The sequence below is a fragment of the Sphingomonas parapaucimobilis NBRC 15100 genome (assembly GCF_000787715.1).
Taxonomy (GTDB): domain Bacteria; phylum Pseudomonadota; class Alphaproteobacteria; order Sphingomonadales; family Sphingomonadaceae; genus Sphingomonas; species Sphingomonas parapaucimobilis.
Window position 1 is genome coordinate 1 of sequence record NZ_BBPI01000031.1, and the last position, 22,802, is coordinate 22,802.

Annotated in this window: 20 protein-coding genes and 1 riboswitch; of the genes, 14 read left to right on the top strand and 6 right to left on the bottom strand. The window is 66.4% G+C overall.

The window, feature by feature from the left end; genetic code table 11:
- Positions 1 to 232 precede the first annotated feature (232 nt).
- Entirely contained in the window at positions 233 to 2,023 is a 1,791-nt protein-coding gene (locus tag SP5_RS05250) for an aminopeptidase P family protein (RefSeq protein WP_042485148.1), read from the bottom strand.
- Between the two features lie 131 nt (positions 2,024 to 2,154).
- On the opposite strand from SP5_RS05250, the gene SP5_RS05255 reads away from it, so the two are divergent.
- From SP5_RS05255 to SP5_RS05280, 6 genes are all read left to right on the top strand, one after another.
- A complete protein-coding gene (locus SP5_RS05255; RefSeq protein ID WP_052811415.1) occupies positions 2,155 to 3,261 on the top strand; it encodes a glycoside hydrolase family 43 protein in 1,107 nt (368 codons plus the stop codon).
- A gap of 167 nt (positions 3,262 to 3,428) precedes the next feature.
- Entirely contained in the window at positions 3,429 to 5,498 is a 2,070-nt protein-coding gene (locus SP5_RS05260; RefSeq protein ID WP_042485151.1) for a S9 family peptidase, read from the top strand.
- Positions 5,474 to 6,079, top strand: coding sequence for a DedA family protein (locus SP5_RS05265; RefSeq protein WP_245613408.1), 606 nt, complete (start codon positions 5,474 to 5,476; stop codon positions 6,077 to 6,079). The genes SP5_RS05260 and SP5_RS05265 overlap by 25 nt, the downstream gene beginning before the upstream one ends.
- Positions 6,076 to 6,471, top strand: a complete 396-nt coding sequence (locus SP5_RS05270; RefSeq protein WP_042485155.1) for an acyl-CoA thioesterase — start codon at positions 6,076 to 6,078, stop codon at positions 6,469 to 6,471. Before SP5_RS05265 ends, SP5_RS05270 begins: the two co-directional genes overlap by 4 nt.
- A gap of 50 nt (positions 6,472 to 6,521) precedes the next feature.
- A complete protein-coding gene (locus tag SP5_RS05275; RefSeq protein WP_042485158.1) occupies positions 6,522 to 7,019 on the top strand; it encodes a methylated-DNA--[protein]-cysteine S-methyltransferase in 498 nt (165 codons plus the stop codon).
- Positions 7,016 to 7,663, top strand: coding sequence for an FMN-binding negative transcriptional regulator (locus SP5_RS05280; protein WP_042485161.1), 648 nt, complete (start codon positions 7,016 to 7,018; stop codon positions 7,661 to 7,663). Before SP5_RS05275 ends, SP5_RS05280 begins: the two co-directional genes overlap by 4 nt.
- A 140-nt stretch (positions 7,664 to 7,803) precedes the next feature.
- On the opposite strand, the gene SP5_RS05285 is transcribed toward SP5_RS05280, so the two are convergent.
- The 5 genes from SP5_RS05285 to SP5_RS05305 all read right to left on the bottom strand — a co-directional run bounded on the left by SP5_RS05285 (position 7,804) and on the right by SP5_RS05305 (position 13,564).
- Positions 7,804 to 8,205, bottom strand: a complete 402-nt coding sequence (locus tag SP5_RS05285; RefSeq protein WP_042485164.1) for an OsmC family protein — start codon at positions 8,203 to 8,205, stop codon at positions 7,804 to 7,806.
- 1 nt (position 8,206) lies between these two features.
- The gene (ppc, locus tag SP5_RS05290; RefSeq protein ID WP_157013590.1) at positions 8,207 to 10,882 is read right to left on the bottom strand and encodes a phosphoenolpyruvate carboxylase; all 2,676 of its coding nucleotides are present in this window, start codon (positions 10,880 to 10,882) and stop codon (positions 8,207 to 8,209) included.
- A 96-nt stretch (positions 10,883 to 10,978) separates the two neighbouring features.
- Entirely contained in the window at positions 10,979 to 12,424 is a 1,446-nt protein-coding gene (locus SP5_RS05295) for a serine hydrolase domain-containing protein (protein ID WP_042485167.1), read from the bottom strand.
- A 97-nt stretch (positions 12,425 to 12,521) separates the two neighbouring features.
- Entirely contained in the window at positions 12,522 to 12,980 is a 459-nt protein-coding gene (locus SP5_RS05300; protein WP_042485170.1) for an EF-hand domain-containing protein, read from the bottom strand.
- A gap of 17 nt (positions 12,981 to 12,997) precedes the next feature.
- Positions 12,998 to 13,564, bottom strand: coding sequence for an HNH endonuclease (locus tag SP5_RS05305; protein WP_042485172.1), 567 nt, complete (start codon positions 13,562 to 13,564; stop codon positions 12,998 to 13,000).
- Between the two features lie 110 nt (positions 13,565 to 13,674).
- Here SP5_RS05305 and gluQRS point away from each other — a divergent pair, with 110 nt between their 5' ends.
- The 8 genes from gluQRS (at position 13,675) to thiC (ending at position 22,034) form a co-directional block, all read left to right on the top strand.
- Complete coding sequence (gene gluQRS / locus SP5_RS05310) at positions 13,675 to 14,526, top strand: tRNA glutamyl-Q(34) synthetase GluQRS (RefSeq protein WP_042485174.1); 852 nt, start codon at positions 13,675 to 13,677, stop codon at positions 14,524 to 14,526.
- A 10-nt stretch (positions 14,527 to 14,536) separates the two neighbouring features.
- The gene (locus SP5_RS05315) at positions 14,537 to 14,764 is read left to right on the top strand and encodes a twin transmembrane helix small protein (protein ID WP_042485175.1); all 228 of its coding nucleotides are present in this window, start codon (positions 14,537 to 14,539) and stop codon (positions 14,762 to 14,764) included.
- Between the two features lie 4 nt (positions 14,765 to 14,768).
- Positions 14,769 to 15,332 carry a cob(I)yrinic acid a,c-diamide adenosyltransferase gene (locus tag SP5_RS05320; RefSeq protein ID WP_042485178.1) on the top strand — a complete coding sequence of 188 codons (564 nt, stop codon included), beginning with the start codon at positions 14,769 to 14,771 and terminating at the stop codon, positions 15,330 to 15,332.
- Between the two features lie 38 nt (positions 15,333 to 15,370).
- The gene (egtB, locus tag SP5_RS05325) at positions 15,371 to 16,642 is read left to right on the top strand and encodes an ergothioneine biosynthesis protein EgtB (protein ID WP_042485181.1); all 1,272 of its coding nucleotides are present in this window, start codon (positions 15,371 to 15,373) and stop codon (positions 16,640 to 16,642) included.
- A gap of 2 nt (positions 16,643 to 16,644) precedes the next feature.
- Positions 16,645 to 17,622, top strand: a complete 978-nt coding sequence (egtD, locus tag SP5_RS05330) for an L-histidine N(alpha)-methyltransferase (RefSeq protein WP_042485183.1) — start codon at positions 16,645 to 16,647, stop codon at positions 17,620 to 17,622.
- A 201-nt stretch (positions 17,623 to 17,823) separates the two neighbouring features.
- Positions 17,824 to 18,804 carry a ferritin-like domain-containing protein gene (locus tag SP5_RS05335; protein ID WP_042485204.1) on the top strand — a complete coding sequence of 327 codons (981 nt, stop codon included), beginning with the start codon at positions 17,824 to 17,826 and terminating at the stop codon, positions 18,802 to 18,804.
- 34 nt (positions 18,805 to 18,838) lie between these two features.
- Complete coding sequence (locus SP5_RS05340) at positions 18,839 to 19,873, top strand: ferritin-like domain-containing protein (RefSeq protein ID WP_042485186.1); 1,035 nt, start codon at positions 18,839 to 18,841, stop codon at positions 19,871 to 19,873.
- A gap of 153 nt (positions 19,874 to 20,026) precedes the next feature.
- Positions 20,027 to 20,117: riboswitch (TPP riboswitch) on the top strand.
- Between the two features lie 48 nt (positions 20,118 to 20,165).
- On the top strand, positions 20,166 to 22,034 hold the full coding sequence (thiC, locus tag SP5_RS05345; protein ID WP_042485191.1) for a phosphomethylpyrimidine synthase ThiC: 1,869 nt from the start codon (positions 20,166 to 20,168) through the stop codon (positions 22,032 to 22,034).
- The last annotated feature ends 768 nt before the right edge of the window (positions 22,035 to 22,802 follow it).

The following is a 22,802-nucleotide window of genomic DNA, read 5'->3' on the forward strand; positions in this document are numbered from 1 at the left end:
CGCCGCGAACGTGACGCTTGCGGCAGCGCCCCACCCCCGGCCCCTCCCCTGAAGGGGAGGGGTGAGTCCATCTCATGTTATCGCAATAGCAACGCGCGCAGCGCTCTCTATCGTCAGCGCTCGCTATAAGAGGGCCGCTGGCGCGGCGAGCGAGACACCTCCGCGTCTCCGCGCCTCCGCGCGAACCAACCTTCTTTCTCTTCGCGGCCTCGCGGCTTCGCGTGAACAAAAATCAGATCGCCGCACATTTCTCCAGCAGCCAGTCGCGATCCGCGCCCTCCAGTTCCGGCGCCAGAACCTCCGCCACCCGCGCATGGTACGCGTTGAGCCAGTCCCGCTCTCCCGAAGTCAGCAACTGAGGAACGATCAGCGTGCGCTCGATCGGGCAAAGGGTCAGCGTCTCGAAGCCCAGCATGTCCCGGTCCGCGCCCGGAATCGCACGCGGTTCGACCAGCACGAGATTCTCGATGCGGATGCCATATTCGCCCGCCTTGTAATAACCGGGCTCGTTGGACAGCATCATGCCTGCCCGCAGCGGCTCCATCGCCGCACCGCCGGGATAGTTGGGCGCGGCGATACGCTGCGGCCCCTCATGCACCGACAGATAGGCACCGACGCCGTGGCCGGTGCCATGGGCATAATCCAGCCCGACCTCCCAGAGCGGCCGCCGCGCCAGCGAGTCCAGATGCCCGCCCAACGTCCCGTCCGGGAAGACCGCCGTGGCGAGGCCGATATGCCCCTTCAGCACGCGGGTGAAGCGGTCGCGCATCTCGTCCGTGGCCTCGCCGATCGGCATGACGCGGGTGATGTCGGTGGTGCCATCCTGATATTGCCCGCCGGAGTCGATCAGGAAGAGCTGGCCCGGCTCGATAGGCGCATTCGATTCCTCGGTGACATGGTAATGCGGGCTGGCGCCATGTGCGCCGGTCGCCGAGATGGTCGCAAAGCTGGTGTCCTTGAGCAACCCGGTCGCCTCGCGGCACGCCAGCAACTGCGCGGCGGCGGACAGTTCGGTCTGCCCGCCCCTGGGGCATTCGCGCTCGACCCAGTGCAGGAACTTCACCATCGCCGCGCCGTCGCGCACCGAGGCGGCACGGTGTCCGGCGACTTCGGCCGCATTCTTGATCGCCTTGGTCAGCACCACCGGATCGCGCAAGCCCAGCACCTTGGCCCCGCCTGCCTCCAGCGCTTGTGCGATCGCCGCCACCGCGCGTTCGGGGTCGGCGACGACGCGCTTGCCTGCGAAACCGCCCAGATAGCCCTCGAACGCGGCGCGGTCGTGCAGCCGCACCGCATTGCCCAGATGCGCACGCACCTCGGGCGTGATCTTCTCGGGTGCTACGAACAGATCGGTTTCGCCGTCGGCATGGACGATCGCATAGGACAGGGCGACCGGCGTATGCGCGACATCGGTGCCACGCACGTTGAGGGTCCAGGCGATCGAATCCAGCGCCGACAGCACCACCGCATCGGCGCGCTGCTCGGCCAGCCATTCGCCGATCTTCGCCCGCTTGGCGGCCGAGCTTTCGCCGGCGATCCCGTCGTCCTGCACGCGCAAGCTGGCAGGCGAGGGGGCGGGGCGGTCGGTCCATATCGCGTCGATCGGGTTGGACGTGACCGCGACCAGCTCGGCATCCCGGTCGGCCAGCGCTGCGGTCATGTCGGCCACCTGCTGGCGAGTGTGCAGCCACGGGTCGTATCCGATCCGCTGCCCCGCCGCCGTCTCGCGCCCCAGCCAGCCCGCCACGCTGTCCTGCGGCACCGGGATATAGGCATAGTCCTCGCCCGACACCTGCTCGCGGACCTGAAGGGTATAGCGCCCGTCGGTGAAGATCGCGGCCTTGTCGCTGAGCACCACCGCCGACCCCGCCGACCCGCCGAACCCGGTCAGCCAGCCAAGCCGCTGCGCATAGTCGCCAACATATTCGCTCATATGCTCGTCGGTCAGCGGCACGACGAAACCATCGAGCCCTCGCGCGGTCAGTTCAGCACGAAGGGCGGCAAGGCGGGCGGAAAGGGACATGGAACGGCCTGACAGCAATGGGAAACGTGGCCGGTCTAGCCCTCCGTCCGCACAGCGTCGAGCCTGTGGGGGGCTTGATCGATTTGTCCGACGATATACGATCTGGAGCGACTGACTTGGGAGGGGTTTGCATGACGATCGACCGGCGAAGCATCCTGGTGGGGGCGGGCGCGGCGGCGCTGGCGGGTGGCGCTATGACACGCGCGGCACAGCCGGATGCGTTTCACCCCGGCGAGGTGTGGAACGATACGAACGGCGTCGCGATCAATGCGCATGGCGGCGGCCTGCTGCGTCATGGCGGGCGCTGGTGGTGGCATGGCGAGCACAAGACGGCGGGCGAGGCGGGTAATACCGCGCTGGTCGGCGTCCATGCCTATAGCTCGGCCGATCTGGTGAACTGGCGCGACGAGGGGGTGGCGCTGCCCGTATCGGACGATCCCGACAGTCCGATCACGCGCGGCTGTATCCTGGAGCGGCCCAAGGTCGTCTACAACCGCCGCACGGGAAAATTCGTGATGTGGTTCCATCTGGAGCTGAAGGGACGCGGTTACGGCGCGGCGCAGGCGGGCGTCGCGGTCGCTGACCGACCGCAGGGACCGTTCCGCTTCCTGCGCGCGGGCCGGGTCAATCCGGGCATCTGGCCCGCCAATGCGACCGCAGGGGACAAGGCGTCGGACACCAAGCTGGCCCAGGACATGCCCGGCGGGCAGATGGCGCGCGACATGACGATCTTCGTCGATGGCGACATCGCCTGGCATGTCTATGCGTCGGAAGAGAATGCCACGCTCCAGATCGCGCGGCTGGCCCCCGACTGGACGAGCCATGACGGCTATTATGTCCGCGCGCTGCCCGATGGCGGGAACGAGGCGCCTGCGCTCTTCAAGGCCAAGGGGCGTTATTACATGTTCGCCTCCGGCCTGACCGGCTGGCGGCCCAATCCGGGGCGGGTCTATGTCGCGGACCGGGTGACGGGACCGTGGCGCTCGCTGGGCAATCCGGTGCGCGGGAGCGAGGAGGACCGGAAGACGACCTTCCATTCGCAATCGACCTTAGTCCTGCCCTTGCCACCCGAGCGTCCGGGGGCTGAGCCGCGCTTCATCTTCATGGCCGATCGCTGGCGGCCGGAAAATGCGATCGACGGGCGCTATGTCTGGCTGCCGGTGGAATGGGAGGGCGAGACGCCGGTGATGCACTGGCGGGATCGCTGGACGCTGGCCGATGGGTGGAAGGCCAAGTAACCCCAGCAACCGTTCAGCCTGAGCGAAGTCGAAGGCCACGGGGAACCCGTCTTGGCCAAGCGCGGAACGTGCGCTTCGACTTCGCTCAGCGTGAACGGCTGTTGGCGCAAGAATTTGCATGACCCCAACCCCTTCCGGCGGGGCGTAAGCCTAGCTACATCCGGGCGATGACCGAACCCGCCGCGCCGACGCCGCCCATTGCCCAGACCCGTCCCCACAGCTTCACCGCACACGGGACCACCATCACCGACCCCTATGCCTGGCTGAAGGACCCCGCCTATCCGGAGGTCGAGGACAGGCAAGTCCTCGCCTATGTCGAGGCGGAGAACGCCTATTTCGAGGCGGTGATGGCCCCGCGCCAGCCGCTGATCGACCGGCTGTATGAAGAGATGAAGGGCCGGATCAAGGAGGATGAATCCTCCGTGCCCCAAAAGGATGGCGACTGGCTCTACTGGACCGGGTTCGAGACGGGCGGGCAATATCGCAAATGGTGGCGCAAGCCGGTGGCGGGCGGCCCGGACGAGCTGCTGCTCGACGAACCCGCGCTGGCCGAGGGCAAGGAATATTTCCGGCTGGGTGCCTTCTCGATCAGCAACAATGGCCGCTATCTGGCCTATGCGATCGACGACAATGGCTCCGAACGGTTCGAGGTGCGGGTCAAGGACCTGACCACCGGCGAACACCTGCCCGACGTCATCCCCGGCATGTTGTCCGAGATCGTCTGGGTCGCCGACGACAGCGGCTTTCTCTACGGCGTGGCGAATGCGCAGTGGCGCACCGACAATGCGCGTTTCCACCGGCTGGGCACGGCCGTCGAGGATGATGTCGAGTTGTTCCACGAGGATGACGAAGGCTACCGCGTCGCCGTTGCCGAGACCTCTGCGCGCAACTGGATCGTGATCGCGACCGGAGACCACGTCACCAGCGAGGTGCGGCTTCTCCCGGCCGATAATGTCTTTGCCGAGCCGCTCCTGGTCGCGCCCCGCAAGGAGGGGCGCGAGTACGACGTGGACGAGCATGACGGCACGCTGTTCATCCACACCAATGACGTGGACCCGCAATTCCGCCTGTGCACCGCCTCGATCGAGAATCCCGGCGACTGGCACGAGCTGATCGGCCCCAACCCGCATTTCTACATGACCGGGGTGGAGTGCTATAAGGACTTCTTCGTGGTCGAGGGCCGCGAGGACGGTTTGGACCGGATCGCCATCCACCGCTACGACACGCCGACCACGGCGCAGCGGATCGATTTTCCCGAGGCGAGCTATACGGCGGGCCTGGGCGACAATCCCGAATATGACGTGTCGGTCCTGCGGCTCGGCTATGAATCGATGGTCACGCCGGGCACCGTCTATGACTATGACGTGGCGACCGGTGGGCTGACCGTGCTGAAGGTGCAGGACATCCCGTCGGGTTATGACGCGGACAAGTATCGGACCGAGCGGCTGAAGATTCCTGCTCGCGACGGGACGATGGTGCCGGTGTCGATCGTCTACCCCAGGGACTTCCCGCGCGACGGGTCGGGCAAGCTGTTCCTCTATGCGTACGGCGCCTATGGCTATGCCATTCCGCCGGGCTTCTCGACCGGGCGCATGAGCCTGCTCGACCGCGGTTTCGCCTATGCCATCGCGCATATCCGCGGCGGCGACGATCTGGGCCAGCAATGGTATCTGGACGGCAAGCTGGAGAAGCGGACCAACACCTTCCATGATTTCGTCGACGTGGCGAAGGGGCTGATCGACGGCGGCTGGACCAGCCAGGGCCAGATCGCCATTGCGGGCCGTTCGGCGGGTGGCGAACTGATGGGCGCGGTGGTCAATTCGGATCCCGAGCTGTGGGGCGCGGTGATCGCGGACGTGCCGTTCGTCGACGTACTCAACACGATGATGGACGCCGAGCTGCCGCTGACGCCGGGCGAGTGGCCCGAATGGGGCAACCCGATCGAGGACAAGGCGGCGTTCGAGCTGATCCGCAGCTACAGCCCCTATGACAATGTGAAGCCCCAGGCCTATCCGCCGCTATTCATCTCGGGCGGGCTGAACGACCCGCGCGTCACCTATTGGGAGCCCGCCAAATGGGCCGCCAAATTGCGCGCGACCAAGACCGACGACAATTTGCTGCTGCTCAAGACCAATATGGGCGCAGGGCATGGCGGCAAGTCGGGCCGGTTCGAGAGCTTGCGCGAAGGGGCCGAGGAGCACGCCTTCATCCTGTGGCAGATGGGAGTCGAATCCTGAGCATAGAGGCGATCGTCGCGCGCTACGGCGTCGCGGCCATCGCGCTCGGCGCCGGGCTGGAGGGCGAGACGGCGGTCGTGACGGGGGGTATCCTGTCGCACCAGGGGCTGATCGGCTGGCCCGCCGCGTTCCTCGCCGCCGCGATCGGCTCCTTCCTGGCGGACCAGGTCTTCTTCACCATCGGCCGGCGGGCGCGCGACGGGCGCTGGGTCGGCAAGTTGAGCAAGCGGCGGGTCTATGCCCGCGTGACCAGGCTGATGGAGCGTTATCCGGTCGGCTTCATCTTCGTCTTTCGCTTCCTCTACGGGCTGCGCACGATCAGCCCGGTGGCGCTGGGCACCAGCCATGTGTCGACGCGGTTGTTCGTCGCGGTCAATGCGGCATCCGCCCTGTGCTGGGCTGCGATCTTCACCGGTATCGGTTATCTGTTCGGCGAGGCGTTTCACGAACTCGCCGCGCGCTATCGCCCCACGCTGCCGCATATCCTGATGGCGGCCGGACTGGTGATGGTCGCCGCCGCGATCGGCTGGGGCGTGCGTGCATTGTGGTTGCGATACAGGGAACCGGACGAACAGACATGAGCCGTTTCACCATGAGCTTCACCGCCCTCCGTGAGCATATCGACGAGCTGGGCCATGTGAACAACGCCGTCTGGGTCCAGTGGATTCAGGCCATCGCGGGCGCGCATTGGGAAGCCGTCGTGCCCCCCGAACATGCCGCCGCCCATGTCTGGGTCGTGACGCGGCACGAGATCGACTATCGCGGCAATGTCGTGGCGGGCGAGACGGTGACGGCCGAGACCTGGGTGCCCAATCCGCCCAAGGGCGCGCGCTTCGACCGGCATGTCCGCTTTCTGGATGCCGGGGGGCGGGTAAAGGTGGAGGCGGTGACGACCTGGGCGCTGATCGACCGCGCCACCGGCCGGTTGCTCCGTGTCACGCCAGAGATCGCCGCGCCCTTCTTCCGGCTTTGACCGCAAGAAGCGGGACGTATCCGGGGCGATCATCGGTTAGGATGCTCCCCATGTTGAGCGAATGCACCATGGCCTCGCCGGTGGGCGAGCTGACCCTCGTGGCAAGCGGGCATGGCCTGCGCGCCGTCCTGTGGGCCGACGAGCGGGTCGGGCGGGTGACGCTGCCCGAACGCCGCAACGATCCGGCGCATGACGTGTTGGCCGAGACGGTGCGCCAGCTGTCCGAATATTTTGCCGGAAAGCGTCGCGTATTCGACCTGCCGCTCGAGCCCGTCGGCACCGATTTCCAGAGGGCGGTATGGACGGGCTTGAACGCCATTCCATATGGCGAAACACGCAGCTACGCCGCGCTCGCCACCGCGATCGGCCGGCCGGGGGCATCGCGCGCGGTAGGAGCGGCGAACGGGCGCAACCCGCTGTCGATCGTGGTCCCCTGCCACCGCGTCATCGGCGCGAACGGCACGCTGACCGGCTTTGCGGGCGGACTGGCGGTCAAGCAATGGCTGCTCGCGCATGAGCGGGGCGAGCCGACTTTGGCGCTCGCATGAGCTATCCCCCACGCGCCTTTCGCGAGACGCGGGACGACGTGCTGCTGGAGGCGATGGCGGCGATCGGTCTCGCCTCGCTGGTCGTGGTGCGGGACGGCGTGCCCGAAGCGGTGTCGCTGCCGATGACCGCGATACAAGACGGCGACGGCTGGATGTTGGAGGGCCATGTCGCGCGGGCCAATCCGCTCTGGCGGCTGGCCGAACGCGGTTGCGCGGCGCTGGCGATCTTCCAGGGGCCACATGCCTATGTCCATCCCGGCTGGTATCCGACCAAGCGCGAGCATGGAAAGGTCGTGCCGACCTGGAATTATGTGGTGTTGCAGGCGCATGGGCACCTGTCCGTCACGCACGATCCCGAATGGCTGGCGGCCCATCTGGCGCGCCTGACGGAGGCGAAGGAAGCGGGGCAGGCCGAACCCTGGTCCATCGACGATGCGCCTGCGGATTTCATCCAAGGCTTGCAGCGCGGTATCGTCGGTCTGACCCTGCACATCGCTCGGCTGGAGGGCGTGTGGAAGATCGCCCAGCACCATCCCGAGCCCAACCGGCGCGGCGTCATTGCCGGACTTTTCGCATCTGACGCGCCGGGAGACCGGGCGATGGCGGAGACGATGGAGCAGGCGGAGCGCGATCGGGCGGGGTAAGGCGGATCATCCAACACATTCCTCCCCTGGGAGGTGGCAGCCCGCAGGGCTGTCGGAGGGGTGTCACGGCGAGCGGGTACACCCCTCCACCACTGCTTTGCGGCGGTCCCCCTCCCCTTGCAGGGGAGGAATAGTGAGGGTCACTCTTCCCACACGATCAGGATCGGCGCGTCGATGCCCAGCACGGCATGGACCGGGCAGGCCGCAGCCGCTGCCTCCAGTCGCTTGCGCTGGCTCCTGTCATAGCGTCCCGGCACCCGCACCGTCACCGCCATCGTCGTGACCCGGCGCGGGGCGTTGCCCATCTCCTTGGTCACGGTTGCCGTCGCGCCCGCCAGTTCCAGCCCGGCGACGCGGCCCGCCATCGCCATGATGCTGAGCACGCAACCGCCCAGCGACACCGACAACAGGTCGCTGGGCGAGAAATGCTCGCCCCGCCCGCCCAGCTCCTGCGAGGCGTCCATGACCAGCACCGCGCCATTGCCCGGATGCGTGACATGGCAGCGCAGGCCGCCTTCGTAATGGACGACGAAATCGGCCATGTTACCCGCTGTTGCGCAGCGCGGTGGCGATGCCGTTGATCGACAGCAGGATGCCCTCGCCGATGCGGGGATCGCTCTCGCCCGCGCGGTGCCGCTTCATCAGTTCGATCTGCAGCAGGTTGAGCGGCTCGATATAGGGCAAACGCAGGCGGATCGACGCCTCCAGCGCCGGGTTGTCGGACAGCAGGCGCGTCTGCCCGGTCACGGTCAGCAACCCGTCGCGCGCGCGGTGCCAGCCGTCATGGATGCGCCCGAAGATCGTGTCGCGTAAGGTTTCGTCCTCGACCAGACCCGCATAGCGCCGCGCGATGCCGATGTCGGACTTGGCCAGCACCATCTCCATATTCGCCAGCGTCGCGGCAAAGAAGGGCCACTCCTTCGCCATCTCGGCGAGCAGCGCCTTGTCCTCGAACTGCGCGATCGCGGTGCCGACGCCGAACCAGCCGGGCAGCATCACGCGTGCCTGCGCCCAGCTGAACACCCAGGGGATGGCGCGCAGATCCTCGATCGCGTCGGACTTTTTGCGGCTGGCCGGGCGGCTGCCGATCTTCAGCCCTGCGATTTCCGCGATCGGGGTCATCTGGCGGAAGAAGGTGCGGAAGCCCTCGGTCCCGTAGACCAGGGCGCGATAGGTGGTGAAGGCGGTGGCCGACAGCTCTTCCATCGCGGCGGTAAAGCGCGCGGTGTCCGCGGCCGACAGCCGGTCGGGTTCCAGGCTGGCGAGCAGGGTGGCGGAGGCCATGGCTTCCAGATTGGTCAGTGCCGAGTCGCGCGTGCCATATTTGCCCGCAATCACCTCGCCCTGTTCGGTGATGCGGATGCGGCCCTGCACGGTGCCGTGCGGCTGCGCGCGGATCGCGGCGAAGGCGCTGCCACCGCCGCGTCCGACCGCGCCACCACGCCCGTGGAACAGCTGCATCCGCACGCCCAGTTCGTCGAAGACCGGGCGGAACGCGCTCGACGCCTTGGACAGCGACCAGGTGGAGGTCAGGTAGCCGCCATCCTTGTTCGAGTCCGAATAGCCGATCATCACTTCCTGATGCCCGCGGGTGCGGACGATCGCGGCGATCTCCGGCAGCGCGAAATAGGCGCGCATGATCTCCGGCCCGGCTTCCAGATCCTCGATCGTCTCGAACAGGGGCACCGCCATGATCGCGGCGGTGGCGGGCGCGCCGGGGCGGTAGAGGCCGAATTCCTTCAGCATCAGGTTGATTTCGAGCAGGTCGGACACCGACTTGCCCATCGAGACGATATAGTTGGTGATGCACTTCGGGCCATATGTGGCATGGGCATCGGCGGCGGCCCGGACGATCGCCAGTTCGGAGCGGGTCTCGTCCGAATAGTCCGCATATTGGCTGAAGAGCGGCCGGGCATTGGCGAGTTCGCGGCGGAGCAGCGCGACGCGGGCGTCTTCGTCAAGCGCCAGATAATCCGCCTCGACGCCCGCGACCTTCAGCAGTTCGGCGACGACGCGCTCATGCACCGCCGAATTCTGGCGCAGGTCGAGCGTGGCCAGGTGGAAGCCGAACGTCTCGACCGCGCGGATCAGCCGGCCCAGTGCGCCGCTGCTCGCCAGCGTGCCGTCGCCCTGCGCCGCCAGCCCCCGCGCGATCGCGACCAGATCGGTGCGCAGCGCCTTGGGATCGGGATAGGGCTGGCCGGTCAGCTTGCCCGGGCGGGGCGGGGTCTTGCCGGTGAGGTGCTGATGGGTTGCGGCCAGTCGCGCATAAATGCCCGACAGCGCGCGGCGATAGGGCTCGTCCGCGCGGCTGAGCGCGTCGTCGCCGCTGGCATCGGCCAGCGCCAGCACCGCTTCGTCCACCTGGGCATGGCCGGTCGAGATCGACAGTTCGGCGCCCAGCGCGTGGACGCCCTCGCAATAATGGGTCAGCACCGCGTCCGCTGCCTGCGCCAGCGCGGTGGTCAGCGATTCGGCGGTGACGAAGGGATTGCCGTCGCGGTCGCCGCCGATCCACGAACCGGGGCGCAGGAAGGCGGGCACGCGCGCGCCGAACGCCTTGTCCCAACGCTGGTAGAGCGCGGGGAGGACGGGGAGGAATACGTCGCGCAAGTAAGACAGCGCCGTCTCGACCTCGTCGGTCACGTACAGCCGCTCGCGGCGCAGGACGCGCGTCTGCCAGAGGAGCGCGATCTGGCGGCCGATTGCCGCTTCCACATCGTCGCCGTCGGGCGTCACGTCACGGCCGGCGTCGCGCATCGCCAGCAATTCGGCGATGCGGTTGCGGTGGTCGATCATGCTCTTGCGCCGCACCTCGGTCGGGTGCGCGGTCAGCACGGGCACGACCAGCGCCTGCGCCAGCAGCTCCATCGCTGCCTCACGGTCGATGCCCTGTTCGGCCAGCGTCGCCAGCACCTCGGCGATGTCGGTGCCCGGTTCGCGCGCAATACCCTGCCGGTCCTCGGCCAGATTGGCGAGCATCGAGAACAGCATGAAGCCGCGCACGAAATCCAGCGTCTCGTCGAGCGCGAGGCGTTCCAGTTGCAGGTCGACCGACCCGTCCTCGCCCAATCCGCGATAGCGATCGACCGAGGCACGGCGAATGGCTTCGGTCGCCTCGAACAGCGCGTCGCCGCCATAACGGCGGATCACGTCACCCAACTGGGCGCCCAGAAAACGGATGTCGGCATTGTTGGCGATGGGGGGCAGGGTCATCATGGGCGCTATTGCTGCAACGCAATAGGATGCGCGTCAACTGATTGAACGAGGTAATTTTGGTATAATATTCGGGCTTACTCTACGCCGGAAATTGCGTCAGGGTGTAGTTGCGGCTTCCTTTTGGAACGGCACGTTGAACGGTCCGGTCACGATATGTCCGCTGACCCCCGGATCATCGGGACTCAGGTGGAGCACTAGGTCGGACGACAGGATGAAATAGCTGTCCGCCGACGCGGCATAGAGCGGCTCGCTCGCCCCTTCCTTCAGCGACAGCGACAGCCCTGTTCCTTGCGCGAGTATAGAGAAGGACCCCAGGCCGGGCACGGCATAGGTGCCGGTCAGGCGCCGTTGCATGGCGGGCGAGATCGGCAGGCTCCGGCGTGCGATGCTGTGATAGCCGGGCCAGCCATAGGCGGCGGCGACGCTGCGGGTGATCTCCATCGCCAGCTCGTTGCCCTGCGCGCCGTTGGTCATGATCGCGACGCCGTCGCCGGTGCCGGTATAGGCGATCAGGAAATTCTCATACCCCGCATTGCTGCCGCCATGCGAGAAGCGGCGGTCCGACGCCGGGCCATGCACCTCCAGCCCCAGGCCGTAATCGCCCTTGCCCGGTGTCAGCATGGCCGTCGCGATCGACGGGGCGAGCAAGGCGCCCGGCATCCCGCGCGCGCCGTCCCGGACAGCGATAGCATAGCGCAGCAGGTCGCTCGGCGTGCTCCACAGGCCCGCCGCCGCCAGTTCGGGATAGGTGTGCGGACCACCCTCGACAGGCGTTCCGCTGCCGTCATGCGGCCAGGCCACCCGGTCGAGCAGCGGGGCGGGCAAAGGCTGTGCAAAGCTGCTCTGCGTCATGCCCGCAAGCTGGAGGACTTCGTCGCGCAGCATTGTGGCGAAGGGGCGCCCCGTCGCATCCTCGATCAGCTTCTGGACGACGGTATAGCCGCCCCCGGAATAGCGCCAGAGCGTGCCCGGTGGCGTGTCGACGAGCACCGGCTTGGTGTTCGCGGGCGCGCGACCGTCCAGCACGGCGTCGACATCGGGAACCGGCTGTCCGGCCGCATAGCCGGGAAAGCCATGCACCGTCGTTCCCGCGACATGACCGAGCAATTGCCGCAGCGTGACGTGCTGCCCCGGCGGGACCGGCAGTTTCCAGCCCTTGAGCTGGTCGTTGACGTCGCCGTCCAGCGTCAGGCGATTCTGCTCGACCAGGCGGAGCGCGGCTAGCGCCGTTACCGGCTTGCTGATCGATCCCGCCTGAAAGAGCGTGTCGGGCGTCACCGGCAGGCCGTTGGCACGCGTGACGCCATAGCCCCTGGCCCAGGCGATCGCGCCGTCGTGCAGCACGGCGACGCTCACCCCCGGAACGTGAAGCCGCGCCATTTCGGCGGCGATCGTCCGGCGCTGCACCGGCGTATCGGCGAGGATGACGGCGGAGGTCAGCCCGCGCTCGACCTCCATGATCCGGGAGGGGGCGGGCAGGCGCGCCACCACCGAAGCCGACACCAGGGCGATGAGGCACGCCCCGAAGATGGTCGCTTTCATGATCCCCCCGCTTCGCCGACACCGTGCCGCCGTCATCGTCTTGCGCGACCCGGCGGGACGAAGCAACGGTCCCGGGGCGAATAGCGGCGTTATCGCCTCAGTTCACATTCCCCGGCGGGGTCGCGGTCGCGCCCGTCGCCACCGGGTTGCTTGGTGTCGCGGGGCGTTCGGTGCGCGAAGCCTCGCGCTCTTCCGACGTCACGGTGCCGTCGCGGTTCAGGTCCATGCGGTCGAAGCGCGCGAGCATCCCCTCGAAGAACTCGCTCTCGGTGATCTCGCCGTCCTTGTTGCGGTCCAGTTCCCACAGGCGCGAATTGGTCGTGGGCATTTCATCGGCGGTGATGATGTCGTTGCCGTCACGGTCCAGTTCGCGGAAGCGGCGCGCCATCATGCTGCCGAAGTCGACGCGGGATGTGACGGAGGGCGGCACGAAGCCTGCCTTGGCGGCGGCACGGTCGGCCTCGGCGCGGTTTTCCGCCTTCTTGCCACAGGCGGTGGTGGTGGCGGCCAGTGCCATCAATCCCAGGCTCGTCAGGCCCCTTGCCCATCCACGCATTCGACACTCCCGCTTCGTTACGCTTCCAGCTCAACGTCCCAATAGAGCCAGTCGTGCCATGTTTCATGCAGATAATTGGGCGGGAAGCTGCGGCCATGTTCCTGCAGATGCCAGTTGGTCGGGCGGATCGGCTCGATATGCAGCGGCATCGCGGCCTGGCGCGGGGTGCGCCCGCCCTTTTTCAGGTTACAGGGCGCGCAGGCGGTGACGACATTTTCCCAGGTCGTCCGGCCGCCTTGTGCGCGCGGGATGACATGGTCGAAGGTCAGGTCGCGGTGCGATCCGCAATATTGGCAGGAGAAGCGGTCGCGCAGGAACAGGTTGAAGCGGGTGAAGGCCGGGAATTGCGACGGCTTCACGAATTGCTTGAGCGCGATGACCGAGGGCAGCTTGACCTTGGCGGTCGGGCTGCGCACCTCGCGCTCATAATGGGCGACGATATCCACCCGGTCGAGGAACACGGCCTTCACTGCGGTCTGCCAGGGCCAGACCGACAGCGGATAATAGGACAGCGGCGTATAGTCCGCATTCAATACGAGCGCCGGACACGAGTCCGGGTGTCGGATCAGGTCGGGATGAAACACAGCTCCTCCCTTCGTGGTACGCCGACGCTCTTCGCGCAGGCGCGTGACATGGCTATGACACTGCCCACTATGACAGCATGGGATGTGAATCGCGGTCAAGGGGGCGGGCGATGAGCGGTGGGCGACCCGTGACGCGATTCGCGCCCAGCCCGACCGGGCGGCTGCATCTGGGGCACGCGCTGTCGGCGGTGCGCGCCTTCGATCTGGCGCGGACAAGCGGCGGGCGCTTCCTGCTGCGCATCGAGGATATCGACGGCACGCGCAGTCGCCCCGAGCATGTCGATGCGATCCTGCGCGATTTGGAATGGCTGGGGCTGGAATGGGACGAACTGTCCTTCCAGTCCGAGCGGCTGGGCCTGTACGCGGCGGCACAGGGACGGCTGGCCGATCTGCTCTATCCCTGTTTCTGCACCCGCGCCGAAATCGCCGCCAGCCTGTCCGCCCCGCATGGGGCGACGCCGCTCTATCCGGGCACGTGCCGCCATCTGTCGCCCAAGACGCGCGCTGCGCGGATGGGCGAGCCGCATAGCTGGCGGCTGGACATGAAACGGGCGGTGGAGCGCGCCGGGCCGCTTTGCTGGCAGGACGAATATGCGGGTGAGGTCGTCGCCGATCCGCTTGCCCAAGGCGACGTCATCCTCGCACGCAAGGATGCGCCCGCCAGCTATCATCTGGCGGTGACGGTCGACGATGCCGCGCAGGGCGTGACCGACGTGGTACGCGGGGTCGATCTGTTCGACGCGACCCATATCCACCGGCTGTTGCAGGGGCTGCTCGACCTGGAGACGCCACTCTATCACCACCATCCGCTGATCGTCGGCGCGGACGGCCAGCGCCTGGCCAAGCGGCACGGTGCGCCTGCGCTGGCGGCGATGCGCGAAGCGGGAGAGGATGGCCGCGCGCTGGCCGATGCGCTGCGCCGCAATATGCTTCCTGCTGGATTTCGGCTGGGGGAGGCGTAAGCTCAAGGGCATGACCACTTTTCTCGTGATCCTGCTGATCGCGGCGATGCTCGCCACCGTCGTCGCGCTGGTGCGCGGCATTATCACCTTCCTTCAGGAGGCGACGGCCGAGGCGAAGGGCGAGGGGCCGACCGCGTCGCAGCTCAAGTCCAACCGGATGATGCAGCAGCGCATCTTTTTCCAGGCGCTGGCGATCACCGTCGTCGTGCTGTTGCTGTTCATGGCGGGGCGGACCTGATCCCTTGGTCAAGCTGACGAAAATCTACACCCGCACCGGTGACGAAGGCACGACCGGGCTGGTCGACGGATCGCGCCGCTCCAAGGCGGAGCCGCGCATGGTCGCGATCGGCGAGGTGGACGAGGCGAACAGCGCGATCGGCGTGGCGTTGCTTTCGGTCGAAGGGCCGCTCGCCGCGCAATTGACCATGATCCAGAACGACCTGTTCGATCTGGGCGCGGATCTCGCCACGCCCGGTGAGATTGAGGGCGCGCTACGCATCGTGCCCGAACAGGTCGCGCGGCTGGAGGCGGAGATCGACGTGATGAACGCATCGCTGTCGCCGCTGACCAGCTTCATCCTGCCGGGCGGCAGCGCGGCGTCCGCGCACCTGCATCTGGCGCGCGCCATCGCTAGACGGGCCGAGCGCGCCGCCGTGGCGCTGGCCGAGCAGGAGGCGATCAACCCGCCCGCGCTCGCCTATCTCAACCGATTGTCCGATTGGCTTTTTGTCGCCGCGCGCACGATGAACCAAAGCGGCGCATCGGACGTTCTTTGGGTTCCAGGAGGGGCGCGCATGGTACGGTAAGGGGCCGACCGGCCTCCCCATGTCCCGGGGAGCGCCCAATGCCGACCCTCATACCGTCCTCAGTGGCGACCCTTGAGCCTGCCAGCGAGCTTGCATCCCGCTACCGTTCGGTCCGTGCGCTGACCCTGGCATTGGCCGCGCCATTGTCCGATGCCGATGCGACCGTCCAGTCGATGCCGGACGCCTCGCCCGCCAAATGGCATATGGCGCATACCACCTGGTTCTTTGAAACCTTCGTGCTGCGCGACCATGTGCCGGGTTATGGTCTGCACGATCCGCGTTTCCCCTTCCTGTTCAACAGCTATTACGAGGCGGAGGGAAAGCGTCATGCGCGCCATCGCCGGGGGATGATCACCCGGCCGACGCTGGACGAAGTGCGTGCCTATCGCGCGCATGTCGACGCCGCGCTGCTGGCGGCGCTGCCCGACCTGCCCGCCGAGGCGCGCGAACTGGTGGCGCTGGGCTGTCACCATGAGGAGCAGCATCAGGAGCTGTTCGTCACCGACATCCTGCACCTGTTCTCCGAAAACCCGCTCGAACCGGCACTTTATACGCCCGAGCCGAAGGCCCCCGTCGCGATGCCCGGTGCGATCGGCTGGATCGAGGGCCGGACGGGGATCGTCGAGATCGGCCATGAGGGGCAGGGCTTTGCCTTCGACTGCGAAGGGCCGCATCACCAGGCGTTGCTTCAGGGCCATGCCATGGCCGATCGCACCGTCACCAATGCCGAATGGATGCAGTTCATCGACGATGGCGGCTATCATGATGCACGGCTCTGGCTGTCGGACGGCTGGGCCTGGGTGAAAAGCGAGGGCATCGCCGCGCCGCTCTATTGGGAGCAGCGCGACGGCGGCTGGACCCGGTTCGGGCTGGACGGACGGCGCGCGATCGACCCGGCCGCGCCGGTCACGCATGTCAGCTTCTACGAGGCGGACGCCTTTGCCACCTGGGCGGGCGCGCGCCTGCCGACCGAGTTCGAATGGGAAGCGGCCGCCGCGTCGCATGACGCATCGGGCGGCAACCAGCTGGACCGCGCGGGCGCGATCGAGCCGCGCCCCTCGCCCGGCGGCCCGGCCTTTTTCGGCGACGTCTGGGAATGGACCGGTAGCGCGTACCGTCCCTATCCCGGCTTCCACCCCGTCGAGGGCGCGGTCGGCGAATATAACGGCAAGTTCATGAACGGGCAGTTCGTCCTGCGCGGCGGCAGCTGCGCGACGCCGCGCGGCCACGCCCGCGCCAGTTACCGCAACTTCTTCTACCCCCATCAGCGCTGGCAATTCACCGGCGTCCGCCTGGCAAAGGACCTGTAATCATGCTGAAGCCCGAAATCGAGGACGGCCAGATGTCGCTGGCCGACCCTGCCTTTCGCGCGGACGTGTTCGCCGGGTTGGAGCGCCGCCCGCGCGCCATCCCCGCGCGCTGGTTCTACGACCGCAAGGGGTCCGAACTGTTCGAGGCGATCACCGATCTGCCCGAATATTATCCGACGCGGACCGAGACCGCGATCCTGAAGACCATGTGCCCCGATCTGGTGGAGCATGTCGGCAAGGGGCGCGCCGTGGTCGAGTTCGGTTCGGGCTCCTCGACCAAGACGCCGGTGCTGCTGCGCTGTGTCGAACCCTCGGCCTATGTGCCGATCGACATTTCGGGCGACTTCCTGCGCGAATCCGCGCGCGGGCTGCAACAGGCCTTTCCCGACCTGCCCATCCATCCGCTGGAAGGCGATTTCATGCGTCCGCTGGCACTGCCTGCGGTGGTGGCGGATGCGCCGAAACTGGGCTTCTTTCCCGGTTCGACCATCGGCAACATGACGCCTGCCATGGCGACCGACCTGCTGCGCGCGATGCGCGGTTCGCTGGGGGAGGGGGCGATGCTGCTGATCGGCATGGACCGGACTAAGTCCAGCGACGTGCTCGTCCCCGCCTATGACGATGCGGCAGGCGTGACGGCGGCGTTCAACCGCAACCTGCTCGACCGGATCAACCGTGAGCTGGACGGCACCATCCCGGTCGACGCCTTCCGCCACCGCGCGATCTGGAACGACGACCGCTCGCGGATCGAGATGCACCTGGCCGCAGAGCGGGACGTGGATTTCACCATCGAGGGGCGGCCCTTCGCCATGGCGTCGGGCGAGACCATCCATACGGAGAACAGCCACAAATACGGTCCCCGCGACGCCAAGATCCTGTTGCGGGCAGGCGGCTGGACGCCGATCGCGCAGTGGAGCGATCCCGACGAGCTGTTCGCGGTCTATCTGGCCGAAGCGCAATCTGCTCGGCTCGCGCCATGAACGGTCTGGCGTAATATCCGGATACAGATCTAATTTTTGTTAAGGCCGTGCGACTTTTTGGCAGGTTTGACGTTGTGAATCCCGGTTTGGCCAAGGTTCCACTCGATAGGGTGTTCCACGGTCCGGCCCCGCGAAAAGTACTTCTGATCGTTTCACTATAACAGAAGAGCTTGTCGACGGTTCCTGATCGGGAGGAGCATGATGACCGAAAGCGCACAACTGCTCGACGCGTTCGATGCACGGGTCGAGCGTCGCAATATGCGGCGTGAATTCTTCAAGACGGCAATGGGCGCGGCAGCCGCCGGCGTGACCGCCTTTTCCCTGGCGGGCAAGGCCGGGGCACAGTCGACGGTCACCGACACCGATATCCTGAACTTCGCGCTGAACCTCGAATATCTCGAGGCGCAGTTCTATGCCTTTGCCGCCAACGGCACCGGGCTGCCCGCCAACCAGTTGACCGGCACCGGCACGCAAGGAGCCGTGACGGGCGGCCAGCAGGTCAATTTCGCGACCGGCATCGGCGATGACGCCATTGTCGGGCAATATGCCCGCGAGATCGCGGCGGACGAGGCGGCGCATGTCGCCTTCCTGCGCACCGCGCTGGGTAGCGCGGCGGTCGCGCAACCCGCGATCAACATCTCGGGCGATGCCAATGGCCCGTTCACGGCGGCGGCACTGGCCGCGGGCGTGATTACCAGCGGCACCTTCAACCCCTATAGCTCGCCCACCGCTTTCCTGCTGGGCGCGTATATCTTCGAGGATGTCGGCGTGACCGCCTATAAGGGCGCCTCGCCGTTGATCAGCAACAAGACCTTCCTGCAGGCGGCGGCAGGCATCCTGGCGGTCGAGGCTTATCACGCCGCGATCGTGCGCACGACGCTCTATGCCCGTGGCTATGCCGATCCCAACCCGGAATCGTCGCTCATCACCGCCGCAGGCAAGATCTCGGACGCGCGCGACAGCCTGGACGGTTCGAGCGACCTCGACCAGGGGATCGCCCAGACGACGGTCAATGGACAGCTCGTGTCCAACATCGTGCCGCTCGATACGAACGGCATCGCGTTCAGTCGCTCGCCGGGTCAGGTGCTCAACATCGTGTACCTGAACAAGGCGGCCGCCACGCTGGGCGGGTTCTTCCCGAACGGCGTCAACGGCAATCTGCGCGCGAGCGTGGCGAACTGATCCCCTTTTTCCTCCTCTGGAGAGGATTTGAATCATGAGCGAAGAACGCTGCATTCTCGAGGTTATCGAAGAGGCCTCCGCCAAGCGCCGGTCCGATCGTCGCCGTTTCATGCGCATGGCCGCCGGGGCCGGCGCCGTCGGTGGCCTGGCGATGCTGGGTGCCTGCGGGGACGATGGCGACAATGTCATCGTCGTGCCCACGCCGACGCCCACCACCACCCCGACCGGGTCGGTGACGGATGCCGATGTGCTGAACTTCGCGCTCCAGCTCGAATATCTGGAAGCGCAATTCTACAGCTATGCCGCCTTCGGCACCGGCCTGCCGTCGTCGGCGCTGACCGGCACCGGAACGCAGGGTGCGGTCGCGATCAACACCAGCGCCACCAATGGCGCGGGCCAGCCGCGTCAGGTCCAGTTCAAGGACCCGATCGTCGCGCAATATGCGCGCGAGATCGCCTATGACGAGATCGCCCATGTCAACTTCCTGCGCAATGCGCTGGGCAGTGCGGCGGTGGCGCAGCCTTCGATCAACCTGTCGGGCGATGCCAGCGGTGCGTTCACGGCGGCGGCGGTCGCGGCGGGCGTCATCACCAGCGGATCGACCTTCGACCCTTACGCCTCGGACGAGGCCTTCCTGCTCGGCGCATTCCTGTTCGAGGATGTCGGCGTCACCGCCTATATGGGCGGCGTCGCCCTGTTGACCAACAAGACCTTTATCGAGGCGGCGGCGGGCATCCACGCGGCCGAGGCCTATCATGCCGGTCTGGTCCGCACGACGCTGTACCGCAAGGGGCTGAGCAATGCGTCGCTCATCACCAATGCGGGCAAGATCTCGGACGCGCGCGACAGCCTGGACGGCTCGACCGATCTCGACCAGGGCATCGTCACGACGGTGAACGGCGCGCAGGTGGCGAACCTGGTTCCCGCCGATTCCAACGCCATCGCCTTTGTCCGCACGCCCGGCCAGGTGCTGAACGTCGTGTATCTGAACAAGGCGGCGGTGAACGGCGGCGGCTTCTTCCCCGGCGGTCTGAACGGCACCGTCCGCACCAGCGCCGCCAGCGGCTAAACTGCCCTTCCCAAGGTCCCCTCCAAGGGCCGCTTGCCCCGACCGGTCGCCAGTCCCCTGGCCGGTCGGGGCATTTTGTTTGGTCGTGGGACGGCTCCACCTTCACGCAAAACCGCTTCTTATCCGCCGCGAACTCGCTTATGACGGGCCGTATCCCCGGGGGAGCGCTGGCCTGCGCTTGAGAGGGGGGCAAGAGCCCCTGACCCGCTGAACCTGATCCGGCTGACACCGGCGTAGGGAGGGAGCGGCCCCGTCTCTCATGGTCCGTTTCCTCCGCATGGAGTGGACGACTATGGCAGATATCCCCGCAAAGACCGAAATCCCCCCCGCGGGCAGCGCAATTGGCGTGACCACCGGCCCCATTCGTGGCTCGAAGAAGATTCACGTCGGCCCGCTGAACGTCGCGATGCGCGAAATCCATCTCGACCCTTCCTCGGGCGAGCCGCCCTTGCGCGTGTACGACACCAGCGGCGCGTACACGGACCCCAATGCGCGCATCGACATCATGGCGGGCCTGCCGCAAATCCGCCGCAACTGGATCGAGGCGCGCGGCGATGTCGAGGCCTATGACGGCCGCGAAATCCGCCCCGAGGATAACGGCCAGCTCGGCCCCGACCGGTCGGGCGGCGTGCCGCAATTCCCGCGCACCGGGCTGAACCGTCCGCTCCGTGCCAAGTCGGGCATGAACGTCAGCCAGATGCATTATGCGCGGCGCGGCATCATCACGCCCGAGATGGAATATGTCGCGACCCGCGAGAATCTGGGCCGCGAGATGCTGAAGGACTATGTCCGCGACGGCGAGAGCTTTGGCGCGGCGATCCCCGATTATGTCACGCCCGAATTCGTCTGCGACGAAGTGGCGCGCGGCCGGGCGATCATCCCCAACAACATCAACCACCCCGAGTCCGAGCCGATGGCGATCGGCCGTAACTTCCTGGTCAAGATCAACGCCAATATCGGCAATTCGGCGGTCGCCTCCAACGTCGCCTCCGAAGTCGACAAGCTGGTCTGGTCGATCCGCTGGGGTGCGGACACGGTCATGGACCTGTCGACGGGGCGCAACATCCACGACACGCGCGAATGGATCATCCGCAACTCGCCCGTGCCGATCGGCACCGTCCCCATCTATCAGGCGCTGGAAAAGGTCGGCGGCATCGCCGAGGAGCTGACCTGGGACATCTTCCGCGACACGCTGATCGAACAGGCCGAGCAGGGCGTCGACTATTTCACCATCCATGCGGGCGTGCGCCTGCCCTACATCCCGCTGACCGCCAGGCGAGTCACCGGCATCGTGTCGCGCGGCGGCTCGATCATGGCGAAATGGTGCCTGGCGCATCACAAGGAGTCGTTCCTCTACGAACGCTTCGACGAGATCACCGAGATCATGAAGGCGTACGACATCGCCTATTCGCTGGGCGACGGCCTGCGTCCCGGCGCGATCGCCGACGCCAATGACGAGGCGCAGTTCGCCGAGCTGTACACGCTGGGCGAGCTGACCAAGCGCGCCTGGGCGCAGGACGTGCAGGTCATGATCGAAGGCCCCGGCCATGTGCCGATGCACAAGATCAAGCAGAATATGGAAAAGCAGCTGGAGGCGTGCGGCGAGGCGCCCTTCTACACGCTCGGGCCGCTAACGACGGACATTGCGCCGGGCTATGACCATATCACCAGCGGCATCGGCGCGGCGATGATCGGCTGGTACGGCACGGCGATGCTCTGCTACGTCACGCCCAAGGAGCATCTGGGCCTGCCCGACCGCGACGATGTGAAGGTCGGCGTGGTCACCTACAAGCTGGCCGCCCACGCCGCCGACCTGGCCAAGGGGCACCCCGCCGCCAAGATGCGCGACGACGCACTGAGCCGCGCCCGCTTCGAGTTCCGCTGGCGCGACCAGTTCAACCTGTCGCTCGACCCCGACACGGCGGAGTCGTACCACGACCAGACGCTGCCTGCGGAGGGCGCGAAGACCGCGCATTTCTGTTCGATGTGCGGCCCGAAATTTTGTTCGATGAAGATTACCCAAGAGGTGCGGGAATTCGCGGCGAAGCAGAACGCACCGGTCGAAACCTTCGTCGCGGCGGAGGATGCCGAGGCGGGTATGCAGGAAATGAGCGAGCGGTTCCGCGAGAAGGGTGGGGAGGTTTACCTTCCGGCGGAGTGATAAAAAGGGGCGGTCTTTCGACCGCCCCCTTCTTTTAAGCGTACTGGATCAACTTCCACGTCACCGCCTTGCCGTCATAGGGCGGCATGCGGTTGCCCTCTGCGATGGGGGCCGTGGTGGAATACCCGATGGGCTGCCAGACCCCGGACTCGGGGCAAATTTCGCCCGTACGGGCAGTGGTACCAATAGGTTTACGAGTACGCATTGTATGCTCTTCCTTTAACAGGCTCTGGTTCCGGACACGCAAACCAGTTGATTGTTAAAAGGAGGACCACTACGTGCTTTTACGCTTGCACAAGCACCGAGGTGGTATGTCCGCCTCCATCAGGGCCGTCGTTGGCGCGGCGGCCCTGATTTCGTTTTGCTGTCAGATCGGCTGACCCGCACTCCCGAGAAAGCATTGGTATCGGCGTCTTCAACGGCGCAAATTCATCCCCGCTCGTGCGGGGGAATCGTGCCCGCACAATCGTGCATCGAAGCGTAGCGTGGGCCATTCCCGCAGGACGGGAGAGCCTTTAGCTTCGACTATGCAGGTTTCCCACAAATTCGCGTTGTGGTCAGCATTGAAGCATAGGGGTTCAGAAAATTTATCATGCTGCTCAAGCGCAAGGCATTTGATTTTGTTACCCGCTATAAACCCGCTGATTTCTAGGACCAATCGACATTCATGCTGCCGCCCTTTTCCCTCTCCCCTGGATAGGGGAGAGGGTTAGCGGAGCTTGCCAGCTTTGCTGGCTAGCGCAGCTTGGGTGAGGGGTTGAGCGAGCC